This is a genomic window from Priestia sp. GS2 (assembly GCF_036409025.1).
Taxonomy (GTDB): Bacteria; Bacillota; Bacilli; order Bacillales; family Bacillaceae_H; genus Priestia; species Priestia aryabhattai_A.
On record NZ_JAZGJX010000001.1, the window covers coordinates 2,899,258 to 2,918,590 of the forward strand.

The 19,333-nt window shown below is 37.2% G+C and carries 15 protein-coding genes; 1 reads left to right on the forward strand and 14 read right to left on the reverse strand.

Annotated features, from left to right (window positions below):
* Positions 1–5 precede the first annotated feature (5 nt).
* Genes V2145_RS14765 through V2145_RS14780 form a run of 4 tightly spaced genes read right to left on the reverse strand, consistent with a single transcriptional unit; the run spans position 6 to position 7,281 of the window.
* Entirely contained in the window at positions 6–3,227 is a 3,222-nt protein-coding gene (locus V2145_RS14765; protein ID WP_330987950.1) for a hypothetical protein, read from the reverse strand.
* A complete protein-coding gene (locus tag V2145_RS14770; protein WP_094912301.1) occupies positions 3,224–4,633 on the reverse strand; it encodes a glycosyltransferase family 2 protein in 1,410 nt (469 codons plus the stop codon). Before V2145_RS14770 ends, V2145_RS14765 begins: the two co-directional genes overlap by 4 nt.
* Complete coding sequence (locus V2145_RS14775) at positions 4,626–5,675, reverse strand: HEAT repeat domain-containing protein (protein WP_330987951.1); 1,050 nt, start codon at positions 5,673–5,675, stop codon at positions 4,626–4,628. Before V2145_RS14775 ends, V2145_RS14770 begins: the two co-directional genes overlap by 8 nt.
* A gap of 1 nt (position 5,676) precedes the next feature.
* Positions 5,677–7,281, reverse strand: a complete 1,605-nt coding sequence (locus V2145_RS14780; protein WP_094912298.1) for a response regulator — start codon at positions 7,279–7,281, stop codon at positions 5,677–5,679.
* A gap of 385 nt (positions 7,282–7,666) precedes the next feature.
* Between V2145_RS14780 and V2145_RS14785 the strand changes: the two genes are divergently transcribed.
* The gene (locus tag V2145_RS14785) at positions 7,667–8,173 is read left to right on the forward strand and encodes a hypothetical protein (protein ID WP_094912437.1); all 507 of its coding nucleotides are present in this window, start codon (positions 7,667–7,669) and stop codon (positions 8,171–8,173) included.
* A gap of 56 nt (positions 8,174–8,229) precedes the next feature.
* Here the strand turns inward: V2145_RS14785 and V2145_RS14790 are convergent, their stop codons facing one another.
* The 10 genes from V2145_RS14790 to rbsK all read right to left on the reverse strand — a co-directional run bounded on the left by V2145_RS14790 (position 8,230) and on the right by rbsK (position 19,333).
* On the reverse strand, positions 8,230–8,973 hold the full coding sequence (locus tag V2145_RS14790) for a sugar phosphate isomerase/epimerase family protein (RefSeq protein ID WP_330987952.1): 744 nt from the start codon (positions 8,971–8,973) through the stop codon (positions 8,230–8,232).
* Positions 8,974–9,066: 93 nt separating this feature from the next.
* The gene (locus V2145_RS14795) at positions 9,067–9,873 is read right to left on the reverse strand and encodes a carbohydrate ABC transporter permease (protein ID WP_094912435.1); all 807 of its coding nucleotides are present in this window, start codon (positions 9,871–9,873) and stop codon (positions 9,067–9,069) included.
* A gap of 77 nt (positions 9,874–9,950) precedes the next feature.
* A complete protein-coding gene (locus V2145_RS14800; protein ID WP_094912295.1) occupies positions 9,951–10,802 on the reverse strand; it encodes a carbohydrate ABC transporter permease in 852 nt (283 codons plus the stop codon).
* Positions 10,803–10,919: 117 nt separating this feature from the next.
* On the reverse strand, positions 10,920–12,200 hold the full coding sequence (locus tag V2145_RS14805; RefSeq protein ID WP_311859094.1) for an ABC transporter substrate-binding protein: 1,281 nt from the start codon (positions 12,198–12,200) through the stop codon (positions 10,920–10,922).
* A 760-nt stretch (positions 12,201–12,960) separates the two neighbouring features.
* A complete protein-coding gene (locus tag V2145_RS14810) occupies positions 12,961–14,232 on the reverse strand; it encodes a 3D domain-containing protein (protein ID WP_094912293.1) in 1,272 nt (423 codons plus the stop codon).
* 429 nt (positions 14,233–14,661) lie between these two features.
* The gene (rbsB, locus tag V2145_RS14815) at positions 14,662–15,555 is read right to left on the reverse strand and encodes a ribose ABC transporter substrate-binding protein RbsB (protein WP_413691473.1); all 894 of its coding nucleotides are present in this window, start codon (positions 15,553–15,555) and stop codon (positions 14,662–14,664) included.
* Between the two features lie 35 nt (positions 15,556–15,590).
* A complete protein-coding gene (rbsC, locus tag V2145_RS14820; RefSeq protein WP_094912290.1) occupies positions 15,591–16,559 on the reverse strand; it encodes a ribose ABC transporter permease in 969 nt (322 codons plus the stop codon).
* A 1-nt stretch (position 16,560) separates the two neighbouring features.
* Positions 16,561–18,042: a sugar ABC transporter ATP-binding protein gene (locus V2145_RS14825; RefSeq protein ID WP_330987953.1), complete on the reverse strand. Its 1,482-nt coding sequence runs from the start codon at positions 18,040–18,042 to the stop codon at positions 16,561–16,563.
* A 14-nt stretch (positions 18,043–18,056) separates the two neighbouring features.
* Positions 18,057–18,452: a D-ribose pyranase gene (gene rbsD, locus V2145_RS14830; protein ID WP_330987954.1), complete on the reverse strand. Its 396-nt coding sequence runs from the start codon at positions 18,450–18,452 to the stop codon at positions 18,057–18,059.
* Between the two features lie 2 nt (positions 18,453–18,454).
* On the reverse strand, positions 18,455–19,333 hold the full coding sequence (rbsK, locus tag V2145_RS14835) for a ribokinase (protein WP_330987955.1): 879 nt from the start codon (positions 19,331–19,333) through the stop codon (positions 18,455–18,457).

Below are 19,333 nucleotides of genomic sequence, written 5' to 3' on the forward strand. Positions count from 1 at the left end.
CCTCCTCAATGCTGGTTTTTAAAAGTATCTTGTAAAATATAATAAGACGATTTTAACCTCTCGTGATAAGTTGGCTCCTGCCACGTTTCCCATGTATAGTGATAAAAGCTTTCAGATGGCAAACGGTTCTCTTTCATAACTGGAATTGTATCCGTTATTGCTTTTGTTTTGTGATTGACTGCTACAACAGCCAGATCAATTCCATCCAAAGTTACACTTTCTGATAGCTCACCTTTTTTCCATACGTCTCCCATTGCTTCTTTAGAACTCGGATCTTTCATGTTTAATAACGCCCATGGAATACGAATCTCAAAGACACCTGTTTTTTGATTCAAATAATAGTCTGCTAAGCTATCGAAATCCTTGTCTTTGGGATCTGTGGTACCAAACTTAAGCTTTCCAGCTTCGTATGATTCAAACGGAATAGTTTCTTTCTGTCCGCTTTCATTTTTAATTTTAAGCTCTTTATTAAGCGTTAATCGAATTGGATGGAACACCCCGTTATCTTTTTGATTCGCATACGGTACAGTTGGAATCATCTGCAGCTTATGTGCATAAGAAAAATAAAACGTATCATAGTAGCTATCAATCCAAAGATGACTGTTTTCTTTTCCATTAAGTTCAGCGACAAAATCAATGCCTTGTGTTTTTAAGCCTGGTAGCTGCTTTATGTTCGACTGACCTTGATCTTTAATTGTGTTGAAAAGCACATATAAACTTTCATCTTTAAGATTGTCTGACTTCCCTTTTACGTATAAATATCCTTCATCACTCGTTACTTGGAAGTTCTTTAATGAAGAAGAGGAACTGCTTTCTGTTGTTGCTTTCTTCCAATCATCCTCTTTTCCGTCAATAATTACTTTTTGCTCTCGTCCCGGTTCAAAGCTTAGTAAACCAAAATGCTGTTCATTAGTTTGCATATTATTCCAAAACGGTCTGCGGTCAGGATTGTCATAGTCCATTGTATTCCACGTTCGCTTAAACCACTCATCTTGCCATGTGAAAACAAGTCCTCCAGCCATTTTTTCTTCGACGATGTCTTCAAACAAGTGCGTTAGCATTTCTCCTTGTTCTTGTTCTGAATGAAATCCTTGATTCCATCCGTATCGATTGCGGTGTGTTAAACCTCGGGAAGCTGGAATACCAAACTCAGCAACAAGGAGCGGCATGTCGTGAACTTCTTTCATATGCTGCAAGTAACCAGCGTAATTATTTTTTTGGCCACGGTGATCTACATAACTCACATAGCGAGATTCATAGTTTAAAAAATCCGGGTAGTAAGGATAAATATGATACGAAGCAAACAGCCCTGGTTCAAACTCATCCGTTGCATGAATTAGATTTGGATTAACTGTTACTTTATCTTCGTCTACTGAAGGTTCAGATGGATGCGTCAATAAATCCGTCGTCACCCAGTTTGTAAAGCTCATAGGCCTTTGCCATTTGTAATTTCCCTGTTCATAATCAATGGTTTGTTCCATCATTTCAGCGAGCCATACCTCAAACGGCTGTGCTCCTTGTGTATAAATATACTTACCTTTAAAATCCTTCATTCCTTGATGCTTCTCATTAGTTGATAATGCAACGTCTGGGTCCCACTCCACTCCAATCATCCATCCAAGTACATATGGCGAAACATCTGCTTTATACGTCCCGCTTGCATGCCCTGCACGCTTTGGTAGTGTTGCGTTACCGTGAACTAAATCAACTACGCGCTTAATTTCATCTACAAACTCAGATGTATTTTCTTTTGAAAAAGCGTCTTGCGACTCATAAAATACTTCTTCATTAATCCACACACCATGGAAAATGTAAAGAGGCTCTTTTGCTTGCTGATTGTATTCAGCTAGAGCTTCATAAAAACCTGGAGGATGAATCGTATATACCCGAATAGCGTTGGCATTCATTTTACCTATTTGCTTAAACCATCTCATGTACTCTGCCTTTGTAATAGCCGTCTCTCCAGGAAAATGTCCAGGTTTCGCAATCCCCATATTAACACCTTTTACTAGAATGTCTTGCCACTTTCCGTCTTTATAAACCTGCAGATAATCGTCTCCTGCTTTTCCAGTAGATTGATAGTCCTTGCCACTATAGACTTCAATCGGAAGCTTTTGGTCTTTCGCCTCTTTACTTTGAGTGACAACCTCTTTCATTAGCGGAATATATACATTCCAATAGAAAGCAGTCGAATCATCTCTTCGCAAAGATGTGATCCATTTTTTCCAAGTTGGATAAAAAGATGCTTGATGGAAAGCAGGTATTTCTCCTTCATCTGCGAAATCCCCTGCAAAGTAATACGTATCATATTTACTAGTCTTATGATACGTTACTGCTGGAATCGTTGTTGGAATATTGTGCTCTAAAAGTTTTTGCTTAGCTGAGCCTTTTAAGTTCAACGTATAGGTTGCTTGAATCTCCCTTTCATCTTGTGCTTGGATAACATCAAACCAATACTGATATGCTGCTTCATCATTCAGCCCAAGTTCCTTCTGACCGCTCTTGGTGTACTGAAACCAAACTGGATTATCTTTTAATTCTTTTTCGGTAATTACAATTAGTTCATTTTGTTCATTTACAAATAATAACCCTTTACCTTTGAGAGCCCATCCTTCTCCAAACTGCTCTCGATACGCTACTTTAGCCCAATTTGGAACTTCACTACTGCTAAAATCTTCAAAATAACGACCAATCCATCCTGTCCAAGTGACATTATAGAGATCGTAAAGCTCTGCTCGTACCTCTTTGGGAGTTGGACTTGCAAACGTATTAAATTCTCCAACAAGAGTTGAATGGTGATCATATAAAGACGTGCGGATAAAGGCAATATCTTCTGATGTTACTCCCCCATACAACAGCTTAGAGCGATTGCCTTCTTGCACACCGTCCTTCAAATCCTCTTCATATACTCCGTATCCATCTGCTAAATAAATCATGTCATAGTCATTGTTCTTTGGTAACGAGCGAATTGTATACTTACCGTTATCCTCTGGAACAAATCCTACATAGTCTTTCTTGGGGTCATAGGCTTTCCCGCCTTTAACTAACTTAGACTGTTTTAACATCCACACAAGCCCTTGATGCTCCCGATACTCTGAATTTGGTACTGTTTTATCAATAATTAATACACTAAAGTCCGTTTTTCCTTTTAAAGCCCATACAATAAATGGAGATACAGCTAGCAATATAATAACCGTAATCCCTGCTGTCCAAAGCCATTTTCTCATTGCGACACACCCTTTCTTTGCATGTCACCCCAGCCTGTTTTCTTACGTAAAACATCAATGAGCCCGTGACAGCGCCAAATTACTGTTAACGGTCGATACCAAAATGATTCTGTAAGCGAGAAGAAAAATAAAACAGCAATATCTCGTACTTTTGGAAATTTTTTGAGACTCCACTCTTCTAGCAATACTGCTGCCATTGAATAGAGCGAACCATAAATAACCATAATCATAAACAGTAAATAAGCAAATTCTAGATATACTCCGCCTACAATAAGAGAAACTAAAATAAATAAGTAACCTGCTAATTCCACAACTGGGCCAATTAACTCAATAAAAAAGAAATAGGGCATCGATACCATTCCAATACTTCCGTACTTTGGGTTAAACATCATTTTCTTATGTTTCCAAAGACTATCAAACAAGCCCCGATGCCAACGGTTACGCTGACGACTTAAATATTTTATTTCATCTGGTGCTTCCGTCCAACAAACAGGATCGGCGATATACACAATCTGCTTTTTTTCTTTCTTATCTTTTAAGAGGCGATGAAGGCGAACGATAAGCTCCATATCTTCACCAACTGTTTTTGAATATCCACCAGCTTCAATGACCCAGCGTTTTGAAAATACGCCGAATGCTCCTGAAACAATTAGCAATAAGTTATGTCGACTCAATCCAATTCTCCCCATTAAAAATGCCCGTAAATATTCGATGACCTGCATTACAACAAGTGGCTCTCTTGCTAAACCTACAGATACAACGGCTCCATTTTCAATTCGACAACCGTTGGCAATCCGAACGCTCCCTCCAGAAACAATTACGTCGCCATTTGAATCAATAATTGGTTTCATTACTTTTAAAAATGCATCGCGTTCTAGTACCGAATCTCCATCAATTGAACAAAAATAAGGATAATGTGAGATGTTAATCCCCGCATTTAAAGCGTCCGATTTCCCTCCATTTTCTTTGTCAATTACATATAAATATTCGTAGATCTCTGATTGATAAAGTGCTTTTATTTGCTTTGTTTGTAACTGCTGTCGTATAACTCGATTCACTTTTTTCAGCTGAAACTCTTCAATTAATTGCTTCATCGTACCGTCTGATGAACCGTCATTAACGACAATTATCTCGTATTCTGGATACTCGATACTAAGAAGAGAACGAACGCTGCCGATGATTCCTTTTTCCTCGTTATACGCAGGAACTAAAATAGATAGTGGTGTTGTGTAGCTAACCTTCAGTAAGTCTTCATAAGGCTGTTTATCATTCAGCTGGTACTGTCTTCTTAATTGCACAGCTGAAATTAAAAACATAACAAAATAAAAAAGGAGTACAACTGCCATATAGATCAATACAGCTGTACCAAGGAAATATAAAACATAATGCCATATGGTATTAAACACTTCGTTCACCGCCTTTTTCTAGCCATTCATTCGCCATGTCACGTGCAAAGAGATCTTGTGTTTCCGCTGAAATCACACGTAGCCGCTCATATCCATTTGGAGCCTGAGTAATAGCTTGAGCTGCATTAGACCGAACAAGAAAGCTACGGTCATTTAATAGCTTCTCTAGCAACAGCAGTGCATCTTCTTCCTGTACTTTACTTAATAACTTTGCTGCCATCATTCTCTCTTCCCATAAATCTGATTTTACATGCTTCACCAAACGCGATGTCTCTGAAACGTAGGAAAGTTGATGTAGTGCTTTTAAAGCTCTAATACGAGCTTCATCTGATGTAGAATAAAGCTGGCTTTCTAAAAGCGAAAGTTGCTCAATTTTCCTATTAATCCCAATCACATCTATTATTGCAAGCTGTACAGCTTCCTTGTGTTCTTTAAATCGAACAACGAACCGTTCAAATTGTTCAGCACTCATCATTCCTAACAAAGATCGGTACGTAAATTCTGAGCGTTTATAACGATTACTCAATAGATATTGTTCATACTTTGGATGTTGAAAAAGCACTAGCATTCTTAATATTTGACTTTCCTCCGCTATCGTAACTCTCTTTTTATCCAATACCTTTAGAACATCATCCAGGAGTGATACCATGTGTAGCTCTTCAATTGCATATAAAGCATTCATTCGCACGCTCCACCTTCGATGTTTCAGCTGATTGCGATATACATTCCCAAATTCTTTTTTTGCATAGCGTCGAATAAATTCCAGCAACTCTTCGCCATTCACTACTTTTACAAGTCCTAGTAGTAGTTCTTCGACAGCTATAATCTGCACACTATTTTTTGGACTTATCCTTAAACCTTCATCCTGTAAGTACATATACTGCATAAATGACTCTTGAATACTTTCTTTATAATTCTCTACTTGCTCTCTTTTACGATTTACACGTGCTTTTTTCATAAGTAAATATACAAAGAAAACAATCAACAATATAAACAAAATCAAAAACAAATAAAACACCCACTGAATCTTGATGATTTCCATATTATTTCACTCTCTTCATTAACAGCTGCATTCTTGCTTCTAATTCCATTAACTTAAACGGCTTTGTCATATAATCATCTGCTCCTAGCTGCAAGGCTCTTTGAATATCATTTTCACTATTCCTTGATGTCAACATCACCACTGTAAATTGATCATGGCGTTTTTCTTTTCTCAATCGCTGGAGTACTTCTAATCCATCCATTTTTGGCATCATTCCGTCTAAGATAACAAAGCAATGAGTATCTTCATTTATAATAGTTGAATTCATAAACTCTAAACCGTCTTTATACGTATGAATTTGCACCTCGTAGCGATTTCCAAGATCAATTCGCCCGAGTAATTCGGTTAACATAGTACGAATGATTGGATCATCATCAATAATGGCTAAATTAAATTTCTTCAGCTTCATTTGTTGGTGATGACACGATACTACTACTTGGTTACGCCCTTTTTCCTTTGCTGTATAAAGTGCGCGGTCAGCTTGATTTAATATGTTTTCCAGAGTACTTTCACTACTCACTTCAACTATCCCAGCTGAAAATGTGACAAAGAAAGTCTGATTATTAATATGGAAAGATTCTTTTCCAAAGCTACTTAAAATACGATTCAATGTTGTTTGTGCTTCTTCAGCATTCGTCCTTGGAAGGTGTAATACAAATTCTTCACCCCCATAGCGAAACAGCTGGTCTGTTGTTCGAATATTTGACTTTACATGCTTCACAAATCTCTGTAGGACTTCATCTCCCATTAAATGACCATATGTATCGTTTACTTTTTTAAAATGGTCTAAGTCAATCATAGCGATGCAATAAGCTTCTTTATTACGAATGTAATTTGTTTGTTGCTGCTTATACACTTCGGTTAAATACTTGCGGTTATAAGCACCTGTTAATTCATCTACCAATAAATACTCAGTAAACAGCTTACGGCGTTCTAAGTGACGCTCAATCTTTACTAGACACTCTTCCATATCAAGAGGCTTCGCTAAGAAATCATCTGCTCCCATTTGAAATGCTTTAATCCTTGTTTCTCTACTGTTATCTGCACTAATCATAATTGTCGGAATGAAACGTTGCCTCGCCTGCTCGTTAAAATAAGAAAGTAGTTCAAATCCATCTTCTTCCTGCATGTATACATCTAAAATAAGGCAATCGGGTTTTAATTCATAAAAAGCAGTAATCGCTTTTTCTCTATTTGACGCTACAAAGACGTGCCAGCCTTGCTGTTCAAATTGCTCTTTCAAGTAAATTAAAATGGATAAATCATCATCAATTAATAAAATACTAGCTGATGTTTGAGGTGGCTTATCGTTGGCCATAATTTGCTCAACTTCTACAATCTCATCTTTATAACAAATTTTTATAATATCAATTAGCAGGCTCTGTAGTTCTTTTGTATCCCAAGTTGAATGTGGATTTTCAGATATTCCATCCAAAAGCTCTGCTGATACTTTTCCTAAATATTCAAGACCAATTGTTTGAGACGTACCAGCCAACGAATGCAAGAAACGTTTTACATCTTGGTACTGTACGGGTTGACTTTTTTCAAACCATTCCTGCAACTGCTTGCGTATATTCATTAGCAAAGCTACCTGATATTTTTCCATTTTAGACAACACCTTTTTTGTTTTTTCATTATGCTATATAAAAAACCTTAATATTAACATATAATGGTTTACTTTTTATCAGTTATAAAGACCTACCAATTTCCAAACTATTACTCTAGAAAAATATACCTCATTTTACAATTGCAAACAACCTCTTCAATCTATTAAAATATGGGCTTATGATTGACAATCACTACTTCATTTGTTAGGGTAGTTAACGTTGTTTATTTTATGATATGAACAATATATCCTAGTTATAAATGATAAAAAGAGCACCTCAGTTTTTATTCTTATGACTAATTATTTAATCTATAACCACTACGCTTTTTCCACAATTATTATTTTTCCTAAAATGTAAATTAGATGAAAGGAGATTATATCAGTGTTGAGTGCATTTACTCCATCAGAACCCAAAGATGCGGAAGAATTACAAGAAACATTAGATGAATTAGAATTTCAGTTATATCGCATGCAAGATAACTTAAAAGAAATTGCTAAAAAATATGAGGTCATTGGTGTTGATCAACCTGAAGAAAATGAACTAGTTATTGTATCGGCACAAAATGACGGAAATGAATGCAAAATTATGATTAACAATTGTCATAAAGCGTATAAAGGCGTTTGGGATTTTGCCATTCATGGGGTATATGAAGACGACCACACCATTCATATTGGTGACATTAAAGGGCCAGTTAACAAAGGGTATGGTTCTATCTGCATGAACTATTTAAAAGAAGTAGCTCTTGATCAAAATATACACACTATTAAAGGCGATATCGCAAAGCGCGATTGGGATCATGTTAATCGACTAGTTCATTTTTATGAAAAACACGACTTCCACGTTGAAATTGACTATGATAACCAATGCGGTGAAATTGAATGGACCCCTTAAAACCAAAAACACATCTGCAACAGTTCGTTAACGAAACGAATGTGCAGATGTGTTTTTTATGCATGCTGTAAATAATAGTTTAAGCTTTGTTTAACACTTTCTAACGCTGAACCTTCACATTGATCTTGCTCAATAATCCACCATTTAACATCCATACTTTCAGCTTGATTAAAAATGGCAGTTATGTCCACTCCTCCAGTTCCAAGAGGTGCAAATAGCTGCTTGTCATCTGTCGTCATGTCTTTTAAATGAATTAAACGAGCGCGATCTTGATATTTCTTCATCCATTCAACAGGATTTTCTCCTGCTTTTGTAAGCCAGTATACATCAAACTCTACGCCTACATTTGTTTCATCTAAAATTGTTTCAAGAGCTGACTTACCATTTGGTAGTTTCTTTAATTCAAAGTCATGATGGTGGTAATAAAGCTTAATACCCTCTTTTGAACAGCGACCCTCCGCGTGATTTAATACGCTGATTAGTTGTTTATAGCCATCTTCTGTTTGTCGCTCTGGCAGTAAATACGGACATACAATCGCTGTATTACCAAGCTCTTTTTCAAACGCAATAACACCTTCCAGGTTCTCTTCAAGCTGTTCTAACGAGATATGACTAGCTGCAACTTGTAAGCCTACTTGCTCTAAAAGCTCTCTTACCTCTTGTGCTGAATATCCCCCATAACCTGCAAACTCTACGCCTTCGTAGCCTAACTCCGCCACTTTTTTAATCGTACCCTTAAAGTCTTTTTCTAACTCATCTCGTAGCGTATAAAGCTGTACTGCTACTGGAATCCTTGTCATATTTTTTCTCCCCTTTGTTTTTGATTTGTTTCTAGCATACATTGAAAACGTAATCATTTCCAACAAAAAAGCTCCGATAATCGGAGCTTTTTCTTATTTTACAGCACTTCCTAACATCCCTGAGATAAAATGACGCTGAAGTGCAAGGAAGAAAATAATGATTGGAATTGTTGCAATTGTAACGCCCATCATCACTTGTCCATAGTCAATAAACGATAAGCCAATTAAGCTAGATAACGCAACAGGTAATGTTGCCATTTCATTTGATGTGGTCGCAACAAGAGGCCACATGAAATTGTTCCATTGCGTCATAAACAGGAAGATTGCAGCTGCTGCCATTGCTGGTTTCATAGAAGGCAGCACAATCGTTAAGAAAATCCTAAACTCTCCAGCTCCATCGAGTCGCGCAGCCTCAATTAACTCCGTTGGAAAAGCTAAAAAGTTTTGTCTTAGTAAGAAGATAGCAAATGGATAGCAAAGCTGCGGTGCGATTAACGCGAAATACGTATCCAATAAGTTGAAATTAGACATCATTTGAAACAGCGGTATTAATGTTGCTTGATATGGAATCATCATTGATAGTAAAAACGTTGTAAAAATAAGGTTTCTTCCTTTGAATTCAAACTTAGATAATGCATAAGCCGCTGTCGAACAAACCATTAGCGCTACAATGACATATACAATGGATACAAACATTGAATTAAAGAACACGCGTCCTAAGTCAATAGAGGCATTTAAATTTTGAAAGTTCGTCATAAACTGATCGCCAGGTATTAACGTTGGCGGGTTGGTAAACATCTTACCCGATTCGTTTGTAGCACCGATAAACATCCAATAAAATGGAAATATAGAAATGACGGTAAAAATACCTAATAAAAGGTACAAACCAATTTTTCTCAGCAATCCACTTTTTCTTTTTTTATTCGCATTTAACTTTGTATTAACAGTTGTCGTCTGTACTCTCTCTACTACACTCATTATTTATCACCCGTAAATTTAAATTGGAAGAATGTTAATACACCCACTAGTAATACAACAACATATGCAACTGCTGATGCATAACCAAAATCAAAATATTCGAAGCCATTTTGATAAATGTATAAACCAAGCGTCATCGTTGAGTCGGCTGGACCACCTTTAGTTAAGTTAAAAGGCTCATCGAATAATTGTAGCGTTCCAATCGTTGATAAAATGGTTGCAAATAAGATAACTGGTTTAAGCTGTGGAACCGTCACATGGAAAAACTTTTGAAAGCGATTAGCTCCGTCTAAATCGGCAGCTTCATAAACTTCGTGAGACAAGCTTTGTAATGCAGCTAAGAAAATAACCATATTGTAGCCTGTCCAGCGCCAAGTCATGGCCACGATAATTGAAACTTTCGCCCAGAAAGGATCTCCTAGCCATTGTATTGGATCTATACCGATAAACCCAAGTAACGTGTTCATGATTCCTTCATCTTGAAGAATGATGGAGAATAAGATTGAATATGCAACTAAAGACGTCACCGCTGGTAAGAAGAAGGATACGCGGAAAAGTCCTCTTAGCTTCAGGAGCTGGCTGTTTAACGCATTTGCTAATATTAATGCAAGTAGAATCATTACTGGAACTTGAACAATTAAAATGATTCCCGTATTACCAAGCGCTGTCCAGAAAATATCATCTCCAAGTAGGCGCGTGTAGTTTGAAAGACCTGTAAAGGTATATTCACCTGCATCCATTGTTTGAAAGCTTAACAGAAATGAAGAAAAGATTGGATAAATCGTAAATAATGCAAACAAGATCAAGGCAGGTGCAATAAAGACATATGGCAATGATTTATTTGTTTTCATGATGACCTCCGTTTTACACCGCAAGCATGAGACTTTGAGTTGAATCCCCCGCTTCAAAAAAGCAGGGGATCTGGCCAATTCAATGCTTGCTTAACGTTCTATTTTTTTAGTAAATGCTTACTTAATGCGATTTTCCAAACGCTTTTCAGCTGCTTCTAATGTCTTTTTAATGTCTTTGCCATTCGTTACTTCTGATACAGCTTTTACAGCTTCATCATTCGCAAGCGAATAGTTCCCAGTAAAGTTAACTGGTTTAATATCCTGCATTTCATCTGCGAACGTTTTCCAAATCGTTTGGTTGCTGAAGTACTCATCAGGCTGTGTGAATAACTCTGAATCATATACAGTATTTAATGAAGGGAATAATCCACCTTCCATTGCTGCTTCTTGAACTGAATCTGTTGTCGAGAAGTATTCCATAAATTTGTAAGCTTCATCAGCTTTTTTACTGTTTGCTGTTACGACATAGTTACTGCCACCTAGGTTTGAAGCACGATTTCCACCTTTTTCAAATGATGGAAGTAAAAACACGCCCCATTTTCCTTTTAAATCAGGTGCTTGTTGCTCGATTGAACCGTATAACCATGCGCCTGATGGAGAAGATGCTACTTTGCCTTCAGCTAATGCACTGATTGAAGCATCCCAACCAACTGTGTTACGAACAACACCAGCATCTTTTAACTTTTTGTTAAGTTCCATTGCTTGTTGAGACTCTTTAGATGTTAAATTAAGTTCACCTTTATCATCAAAATAGAAGGTACCTTGTTGTGTTAATGCAATACGGAATAATCCGTCATCATTGTTTAAATCAAGACCTAGTAAATCAACGCCGACTTTTTCTTTAATTTTTTTACCAGCAGCAATGTAATCATCCCACGTTTCGATTGTAGCTGGATCTACGCCAGCTTGCTCAAAGAAGTCTGTTCGATAGAAGACACCTGTTGGACCAGCGTCAAATGGGAAGCCATACATGTCACCATCTTTGGAAAGCAGCTGCTTTTTAAATTCAGGGAATTTATCACCGTGCTCATCAAAGCCTTTTTCCGATAGGTTTAAGAATGCTTTTGGAAATGAATTAACGTATCCTTGGAAGCGATCATCTTCCACTAATACGATATCTGGAAGACCTTTACCTCCTGCTTGTAAACCTGTTGTTAGTTTTGAGTAAACGTCTTCACGCCCCATATCTACAACTTTTAATTTAAAGTCTGGATTTTCTTTTTGGTATTCTTCAGCTGCCTTTTCTAAAACAGGAACGTTAATGTTCCATGCCCAAGCAACTACTTCTTTTCCATTACTACCGCTTCCACTTGCTTCGTCTGCTGATTTTCCTCCACATCCCGCTAAGATCAGCGTGAAAATAAGTGTAAAGCTGATAAGACCAAACCAACGCTTCATCATAATCCCCCTCTGAATAAACTCATTTTCTTTTTCTTACAAAATTTGAGTTTGATGTAAACGTTACATAATTCTTTTTTGCCTTTTTGCAAGCTTTATGTAAGCGGATACAATTAACTTAGTTAAATTATATGAAGGATTGACCATTTACTCAATGGTAAAAATAAAAGGCAAAAATGATACATTTTTGCCTTTTGTTTAAATTTATACAGTAAGGAAGGCTTTGCTAAAAGAAGGATAACGTTTGCTAGTAAAGAGAAGAGTTTAGAATAAGTTAACCATTTGTTAACTAAAACCCCTCCGTATAAGTAATTTGAAAATTCAATCACTTGTTGGAATTTAGGTATTTAGCACTCTTTCCTTTATAAAGTTGTAAACAATTGTATTTCACGCTACAAAAATGTAGTTTGCTAGCTGGTGAAAAAGGAAAACAGTTTTTTTTGCTATTGCAAAGAGACTTTTTTGCTAAGGTGACCTTTTAGCAGCAATAATTTATTTAAAGGCACTAACGATTCTCTCTACTTGGCATGCTTTTAATGACCACATTACTTGTTTCTTATAATTTTAACCCCCCTCTTTACTTGGCGTAATTTCCATTATAGCTTGCTTCCTTTCAGCAGCCTCCTCGTAAACTGCAGGGCTTTTTCACAGGAGAAACTTTTGATAAAAACATTTCTTGCCTCTAGTAACTTATATATAACAGTTTGGTGCTTGTAAAATCGGGTAATAAAAAAGCATGGGAAGAGTCCCATGCTTTTTGTTAGTTAAGTACCGTTATTTTTACTGTGCGGCGTCCCCATGACATCGCTGCAGATTGGCTTGGTACGAATACGTCAATTTTATAACCTTTAATTGCGCCACCTGTATCACCAGCAACCGCGACTCCGTATCCTTCTACATACACTTTAGAACCTAAAGGAATGACTGATGGATCAACTGCAATTACTTTTAAGTGAGGGTTAGCTTTTAAATCAATGCCTGTTGCTGTTTTACCACTACAGCCTGCGCAGCTTGCCGTATATGCTGTTGATTGAACATACATCTCTTTGCCACTTACTTTTTCTGGTTTAGACTCAGAAGCAGGCTTAGATGCTGGCTTTGCAGCTGGTTTTGATTCTGTTTTAGCAACTGGTTTTGTGCTTTCAACCTTCTTTTCTTGCTTTACTTCAGCTTTAGCTGTTGCAAGCTCTGCTTGACGTTGAGTTTCTTCTTTTTCAGCTTTAACTGCTTCTTCTTTCTCTTTAGCTACTTTTTCAGCTTGCTCTTTTGCCGCTTGTTGCTCTGCAGAAATTTTATCTTGAATTGTTGCTAACTGTGACTGCAGGCTTGCTTTTTCAGATGAAGCTGATTCAATATCATTTACAACTGCGCTGTACTTCTCTTGCATTTTTGTTAGAGCAGCTGTTTGTTTTGAGATATTTGATTCTAATTCAGCTTTTTTTGCTTTTAAATTAGCTTCTTCATTTTCTAGTACTTTTTCTTGCTTATCAATTTCTTTTTTATCTTTTTCAATCTGATCTAAGTCTTGTTGATGCTGCTTTAAAATATCATTGTCTGCTGATAGAAGCGTTGTTGCTGCACCCATGCGCGCAACTAAGTCACCAAAGCTTTCAGCGTTCATTACCATTTCAAGCATAGCATTCGATTTATCATCATGTTGCAATGCAACTAAACGCTCTTCAATAATGTCTTTACGACTAAGAACTTTTTCTTGAAGCTCTACAATCTCTTCTTTCTTTTTCTCGATCATGCTTTTCGCTTCTTTAATTTTCTTTTCAGTTGAAGCTAATTCTTTCTCATTATCAGAAATAACTTTATGTAAAGAATCTAATTCGCTTTGTAATGCTTTTACGTCCGTATCGATTGACTGTTTCTCTTTTTCTTTTTGTTGAACAGTCTTTTCGCTTTCTTTAAGCTGTTGTTCAGTACTTTGGAGCGCTTCTTCATTCGATTGGGCGTGAGTCTCTGTTATGCCTGCCGTGAAGAACATTCCCGTGACTGCTACAAGAGTCATACGCTTTAAAATTTTCATAAAGTAATAGTCCCCTTTCCTCATAGACATAGTTATACCATAAAAAAGAGGCGAGTTATGTTACAATACCGTTAAAAGTTTCCCATTTTCTGTATATAAGTATAACTTTTTATTCATACATTTACGTGAACCCCTGCTGTATAAAGGTTTTTTTAACTTCTCATCTTTTAAATGACTGTAAAAAAATGTCCAATATACAATGAAGAATTTTGTCAAAAAGTCGTTATGTTACAGAAATATTACATTGTTACAACGAAAAATGGGGTGTTTGTGAACTAATTCACGTAATTATTTTACATTTACTTACTTTTATAGGGTTTTATTTACTTTTTTCTTGGGTGTTATAGTAAAAACATCACATGTCTCTTACTTTCTCACAATAGTAAAGCCTCTTGCCTAGTAAACTAGACAAGAGGCTTTATGTTTTTATTATTCCTTTGTAACAAGTTTTAATGGTGCAGAGATTTTTTCTTCAACTTTTTTACCTTGTAACACATCTTTTGCTGCTTTTACAGCAAGTTCTCCAATAAGTTCTGGTTGCTGAGCAACAGTCGCAGTTAATGCACCTGACTCAACAGCTTTAAGAGCGTCCTCGTTGCCATCAAAACCTATGACTGCAATGTCTTTTCCTGAACTAGTAATTGCTTCAATAGCTCCTAGCGCCATTTCATCATTATGGGCAAATACCGCTTGAATATCAGGGTTTCCTTGCAGGACATTTTCCATCACGGTTAACCCTTTTGTACGATCAAAATCAGCAGATTGTTTAGCTACAACGTCTAATTGCTCATCTGCGATATTATGAAATCCGCTTCCTCGCTCACGCGTTGCTGAAGCTCCAGGTACTCCTTCTAATTCTGCAACTTTTGCATTTTTTCCTAATGTTTTCACCACATACTCTGCAGCCATTTGGCCACCTTTTACGTTATCAGATGCTACCAACGCTTCTACTTTTCCTTTTTCAGATGAACGGTCAAGCGTCACAACCGGTACTCCGATACCATTTGCTGACTGAACTGCTGTGGAGATAGCAGAAGAATCCGTAGGGTTAATAAGCAGCGCGTTAACTCCTTGCTGCAATAAATCTTCTACGTCATTGATTTGTTTGGCAGAGTCGTTTTGTGCATCAACTACAATTACTTCAATACCTTGTTTTTTTGCTTCTTTTACGACACCATTCTTTAATGACACAAAAAATGGGTTATTTAAAGTAGAAACCGATAATCCAATTTTCATATCTTTGATATCTCCACTTTGAGAAGGCTTTGCCCAAGTTGGTGGTTCTAAGGAACATGCCCCTAGTAACAAAACGGACAAAGACATAATAAGTAATAATACTTTTTTCACGTTGATCCCTCCTACGCTGCTTTTTTACGGTCAATTAGTACCGCAATTAAGATAACAATCCCTTTCACAACCATCTGATAGAACGAAGAAACGCCGAGTAAATTTAAGCCGTTATTTAATGTTCCAATGATAAGTGCACCAATCAACGTTCCAACAATTCGTCCTTTACCACCTGTTAAGCTTGTACCACCTAAAACAACTGCTGCGATGGCATCTAATTCATAAGAAGTACCAGCAGTTGGCTGAGCAGAATTTAGACGTGATGTTAAGATTGCTCCGGCTAATGCAGCTAATAATCCAGCTAATGAATAAATCATAATTTTAACGCGCGGTACTTTAATTCCCGAAATAAACGCAGCTTTTTCATTACCGCCAATTGCATACGTGCGACGTCCAAACGGTGTTTTGTGTAAAATAACCCATAATACAATAAATGCAAGCATCATCGTGATAGCTGGTACTGGAATGCCTAAGAAATAACCACGACCGAATAGTTGGAAATAATAATTGTCTCCAAGTCCAGTGATGGGATTACCGTCTGTGTAAACGAGCGTTAAGCCTCTAAAAATAGTCATTGTAGCAAGTGTTGCAATAAAAGGTGCCATTTTCCCTTTTGTAATTAACAAGCCGTTTACTGCGCCCATTGCAGCTCCTAATAAACACCCAATTAAAATCGCTAAGATTGGATCAATTCCTGAGACTATCATCCCAGCCATTAACGCACTGGATAGAGCTAAAATTGAACCGACTGATAAATCAATTCCTCCTGTTAAAATAACAAATGTCATTCCAAATGCAATCAATGCATTAATCGCTACTTGGCGAAGCAAGTTTAAAATATTAAGCGGTTCCAAAAAACTAGGATTTAATACCGATACAATGACTACTAAAATAAAGAGTCCAAGTAGTGGTCCTAGCTTTTGCATCATGTTAGACATATAATTTCCTTTGCTTGACTGTAAATCGTTAGGCGTATTCATATTACTGACCTCCTGTTGCATATGTCATAATTTTTTCTTGCGTTGCTTCTTCTTTTAATAATTCTCCCGCTAGCTTTCCTTCATGAATTACTAAAACGCGATCACTCATACCTAATACTTCTGGAAGTTCTGAAGAGACCATGATAATTGCCACTCCACGTTCTGTTAACTCGTTCATAAGCTGATAAATTTCACGCTTGGCTCCAACATCTACTCCGCGAGTTGGTTCATCTAAAATTAATATCTTCGGTCCGATACCAATCCATTTCGCTATAACTACCTTTTGTTGGTTTCCTCCTGATAAGCTACCCGCACTAATGTCGGCTGACTGCGTTTTAATCGTTAAACGCTTAATAAGCAACTCGACAAACTCTCGCTCACTTTTTTCAGCAATCATTCCTTTTGTTGAAAAACTTTTTAGGTTTGGAAGCGCAATGTTTTCTCGAATTGAAAAATCCAATACAAGCCCTTCGTCTTTTCGATCTTCTGTAATAAAACCGATTCCATGCTTTACTGCTTCGTCTGGTGTTTTAATTTTGACAGGCTGGTTGTTTACCAAAACTTCTCCTGAATCAATAGGATCAAGACCAAAAATAGCACGCATAATTTCAGTGCGTCCAGCTCCCATAAGACCAGCTACTCCAACAACTTCTCCTGATTTTACAGAAAACGAAATATCATGAAAGGCATGTTTTCTTGTTAAGTTTTTTAGCTCCAATACCGTTTCTCCAATTTTAGTTTGCCTGCTTGGGAATCGATCGGTCAGTGAGCGCCCTACCATTTTACGCACAACGTCATCAAAGTTTGTTTCGGGGATCGGTGTTGTGTCTACTGTTTTTCCATCGCGCATAACAGTAATACGATCACAGATGGTAAAAATCTCTTCCATTCGATGTGAAATGTAAACAATGGATACACCTTGGGCTCTTAATCCATTTATTACTTCAAATAGCTTTTCAATTTCACGATCCGTTAACGCTGCTGTTGGTTCATCCATGATAATTACTTTCGCATTCGTCATTAATGCTTTGGCAATTTCAATCATTTGCTGTTCACCCACAGAGCATAAGCTTGCTTCTTGCTCTAGTGGAATGTTGACAGCTAAGCGATTAAATTGCTTTTTGGCCTGCGCTTTCATTTCTTTTGTTTTCAAAATTCCAAACGGTGAGTAAAGTTCTTTTCCAATAAATAAATTTTCAAGAACCGTCATATGAGGCCAAACGTTCAATTCTTGATGAATAAAGGTAACTCCTGCTTGTTCTGCTTCTTTTGGATTTGAGAAATAACGCTCTTGGCCATCAATTTCAATTCTGCCTTCATCTCGCTTATGAAGTCCGGTTAAGATATTCATTAACGTTGATTTTCCTGCACCGTTCTCTCCCATTAATGCATGAACTTCTCCAGGTAGCAGTTCAAAATCAACACCTGAAAGTACTTGGTTTGTACCAAATGCTTTATAAACATTGGACATTTTAATGTGCATACTATTCACCCCTTTTAAAAGATAACTCCTGCTTGTAAAATACAGTTTGCATAGGGCGTTACTTCTCCTGTTCGGATAACGACTTTCGCTTCCTTTGTTAACGCTTTCAGTATTTCGTGTGAAACAAACTGCTTTTCTGTGTCGTGAAAGGCTTCGTTCATATAGTTCATTGTTTCTTTGTTATTTTCCTTAATCTCATGTGCAAGAATTACTTTTTCAATAACCATGTCATCTCTTACTGTATCTACGACGTCTTTAAAACTAGGAACACCTAGCTTTAAAGACAAATCAATACGGGGTACCCCGTCTGGGATTGGTAAACCTGCATCAGCAATGACAATTATATCCGTATGGCCAAGATCTGTTAGCACTTTTGAAATATGACTATTTAAGATTCCGTGACGTTTCATCTCTATAAGTTCCCTTCAACTTGTTCTCTAGTTGGCATACCGCCTTGAGCTCCAAATTTTGTGACAGATAATGAAGCTGCTCTGTTTGCAAAACGAATGCTATCATTCAGACTTTTCTTTTCCGCTAGCGCTACAGCAAAAGCAGCATTAAATGTATCTCCTGCACCTGTTGTATCTACGGCTTCTACTTTATATGAAGGAACAAGCACTTCTTCCTTTTCGTTAAAATAACGAACGCCCGCTTTACCTTCCGTAATAAACAGCTTGTTCGCATATTTATGGAGCACTTCTTCCTTCGGTTTGTCTTTGAATAAAACCGTTGTTTCATGCTCATTTGGCGTTAAGTACGTCACTTGTTCAATAACCTCTTCTTTTAATTCTCTTGCTGGGGCTGGATTTAATAAAAGAGGCACATTAACTTCTTTACAAAGCGAAGCTACGTATTCAACTGTCTCTTCTGGAATCTCTTGCTGGATAAGTACAATGTCGGATGCTTTAACAATTTCTTTTGCCTGGTCTACATATTCTGGCGTAATAAGGTCGTTCGCTCCTTTTACAACAACAATACTGTTATCACCTTCAGCTAGAATAATATGGGCAGTTCCACTTTCCATATATGTAACCGGTTTCACATAATCTATGTTAACGCCATTCTCTTTAAAATTATTTAAAATGGCTTTTCCATAATGATCATCACCTACTCGGCCAATCATGTATACCTCTGCTCCAAGCCTTGCTGCTGCTACCGCTTGGTTTGCACCTTTTCCTCCCGGAACCGTTTTAAACGATTCTCCAAGCACTGTTTCTCCAGCGCCTGGACGTTTACTTGAAGTAACTACTAAATCCATTGATGAGCTACCAATAACCGAAATTTTCACCAT